General features: G+C 64.4%; 3 protein-coding genes and 1 pseudogene. 1 reads left to right on the forward strand and 3 read right to left on the reverse strand.

What is annotated here, in order from left to right:
* Positions 1-357: DUF2076 family protein (locus MOV61_RS29450; protein WP_247139119.1), on the forward strand; the 357-nt coding region annotated here is incomplete at its 5' end.
* 390 nt (positions 358-747) lie between these two features.
* Here the strand turns inward: MOV61_RS29450 and queF are convergent.
* The 3 genes and pseudogenes from queF to MOV61_RS29465 all read right to left on the reverse strand — a co-directional run.
* The gene (gene queF / locus MOV61_RS29455; RefSeq protein WP_247039829.1) at positions 748-1,212 is read right to left on the reverse strand and encodes a preQ(1) synthase; all 465 of its coding nucleotides are present in this window, start codon (positions 1,210-1,212) and stop codon (positions 748-750) included.
* Positions 1,209-2,126 carry a cation diffusion facilitator family transporter gene (locus tag MOV61_RS29460; protein ID WP_247039828.1) on the reverse strand — a complete coding sequence of 306 codons (918 nt, stop codon included), beginning with the start codon at positions 2,124-2,126 and terminating at the stop codon, positions 1,209-1,211. Before MOV61_RS29460 ends, queF begins: the two co-directional genes overlap by 4 nt.
* A 141-nt stretch (positions 2,127-2,267) precedes the next feature.
* Positions 2,268-2,540 (reverse strand): annotated as a pseudogene (locus tag MOV61_RS29465) (hypothetical protein); the annotation flags it as partial.

A 2,540-nucleotide genomic window follows, 5' to 3' on the forward strand; every position in this document is an offset into this window, starting at 1 on the left:
CTCGGCACCGCAGCCGGCGTCGCGGGCGGCATGCTGCTCGCCAATTCGCTCTCCGGCATCTTCGGCAGCCACATGAACTCCCTCGGCTGGGGTTCGCCGCTCGCCGGCAGCAACCCGTTCGGCGGCGGCAACGGTCCCGTCGAGGAAACCGTCATCAACAACAACTATTTCGGGGATGACGCGGTCCGCCAGGCCTCGGGCAACGACGGCACTGCCGCCAACACCAACGACGTGGCCGACAATTCCGGCTCGAATGCCGGCTTCCAGCAGGCCGATTACGGCAACGACGACTTTTCCGACGACCAGGCCGATTTCGACAACAGCGACATGGGCAGCGACGATTCGATGGATGTGTGAGTGAGAGGCTCTGCGGTGGCTGAAGCGCCGGGTCCCTTGATGTAAGGACGGAAGGCCTACCTTCGACGTTGGAGTGCGTCCGCCCCCCTCTGCCCTGCCGGGCATCTCCCCCACAGGTGGGGAGATCGGCTGGCGGCCTTCTCGTCGCCTTTAATCTGACGTCTCTTTCCCCGCAGCCGTTCTTTGAAAGCGGCGGTCGTGCCGCTTGTGATCTCCCCACCCGTGGGGGAGATGCCCGGCAGGGCAGAGGGGGGCTGGCGGATTCCAACATCAATGTCGATCGGACGCCACACTCGCTCGGTTTTGAAGTGACGGGATGAAAGAGCCTGCCGCACCATCCCGGCGCTCAAAACGCTCCACTGGAGCGTTTTGCCGGCAAGCCGTTACGCCTCACCCACGCCCGCGATACGTCGCGACCCCCTGCTCCGGCAGCCACACGCCTGCCGGCGCCTCGCCCGTCTGCCAGAACACGTCGATCGGGATGCCGCCGCGCGGATACCAGTAGGCGCCGATCCTGAGCCACTTCGGGGCGAGCAGGTCCACGATCCGCTTGGCGATGTAGATCGAGCAGTCCTCATGGAACGCGCCGTGGTTCCGGAACGAATGCAGGAACAGCTTCAGCGACTTCGATTCCACCAGGAACCCGTCCGGAATATAGTCGATGACGATATGGGCGAAATCCGGCTGGCCGGTCATCGGGCAGAGCGAGGTGAATTCCGGCGCCGTGAAGCGCACCACGTAATCGGTGCCCTGGTTGCCGTTCGGCACCTTTTCCAGCACCGCAGTTTCCGGGCTCTGCGGGGCTTCCACGTGAGATCCGAGCTGCGAGAGCCCGCTGACATCGGTCATCGTCATTTGCCTGTTCCTTCCACGTCTACCTTCTGTCCATGGGCGCGCTCGCCTTCGGGCTCCACATGGATTGCCAATGTGGCGCCGGCAATACTCGCTTTGATCGCATCTTCCAAGCGGTCACAGATCGCATGCGCTTCTGCGACGCTCATGCCAGCCGGCACGACCAGATGGAAATCGATGAAGACAGCCGCCCCCGCCCGGCGCGATTTCAAGTCGTGGACGCCAAGCGCGCCGACCGAATGGGTGGCGATCGCCTCGCGCACCGCCGCCTCCTCGTCCGGCTCCAGCGCCCGGTCCATCAGCCCGCCGATGGAATGGGCGATCACCTTGTAGCCCTGCCAGAGGATGTTGATCGCGACCAGGATGGCGAGCACCGGGTCGAGGATCGCGTATCCAGTGACAACGGCGAGGACGAGGCCGACGAAGACCCCGGCCGAAGTCACCACGTCGGACATGATGTGCCGGCCGTCGGCTGCCATTGCAGGCGAATAATGGGCGGTGCCGACCCGGATCAGCGTCGTCGCCCAGGCAGCGTTGATGACCGCCGCCAGTCCGTTGATCGCCAGGCCCAGCACCGGCGCATCCGGCAGTTTCGGCGCGAACAGTCCGTCCCAGGCCTCGCTGATGATCAGGAATGCCGCGACGATGATCAGCCCGCCTTCGACGACCGCAGAAATGTATTCCGCCTTGTGATGGCCGAACTGATGGTCATGGTCTGCCGGGCGCTGCGCATAGCGGATGACGAAATAGGCGATGAAGGCGGCGGCGACATTGACGAAGGATTCGAGCCCGTCCGACAGCAGCGCGACGGAGCCCGTCATCCACCAGGCCAGCATCTTCAAGAACATGACGCCGAGCGACAGCGGCATGCCCCAGAAGGCCAGCCGCTCGACGATTTTGACTTCCCTCGCCACCATGTCTTCCTTTTTGCGCGTGCGAATGATTTGCAGGACCGAAGGCCCAAAACGGCGAAACCGCCGCAGCGAGATCGTCTCGCTGCGGCGGTTCCGGATAGCCTGCATATGGCTCAGATGAGCCGGTTTGTCAAAGGCCGTTTGTCAAAGGGCCGGCTGGCGTAATCGGTTCTCGTCGGATCGCGTCGCGGCAGCGGCGGCCAGTTCCGCCTCCTCCGCGATATCCTCCGCCGTCTCCCCTCCCCGCCCGAGGAAGAGGAACACCACGACCGCTGTCAGTGCCGTGATCGCGGTCAGCAGCCACAGGAGCGAGGAGAACCCGTGGCTGTAACCCTGCAGCAGGGCCACCTGTCCCATCGACGGCAGCAGTCCCGCCGCATCTCGCAGGTCGCCGGTCACCAGCCGCTGGGCAATCGC

It is taken from the genome of Neorhizobium sp. BETTINA12A, assembly GCF_023006485.1.
In the GTDB taxonomy this organism is placed as follows: Bacteria; Pseudomonadota; Alphaproteobacteria; order Rhizobiales; family Rhizobiaceae; genus Neorhizobium.

Bases quoted from the DNA above. Each gene is read 5' to 3' on its own strand.
- queF (WP_247039829.1), bottom strand. From the start codon at position 1,212: ATGACGATGACCGATGTCAGCGGGCTCTCGCAGCTCGGATCTCACGTG.
- MOV61_RS29460 (WP_247039828.1), bottom strand. From the start codon at position 2,126: ATGGTGGCGAGGGAAGTCAAAATCGTCGAGCGGCTGGCCTTCTGGGGC.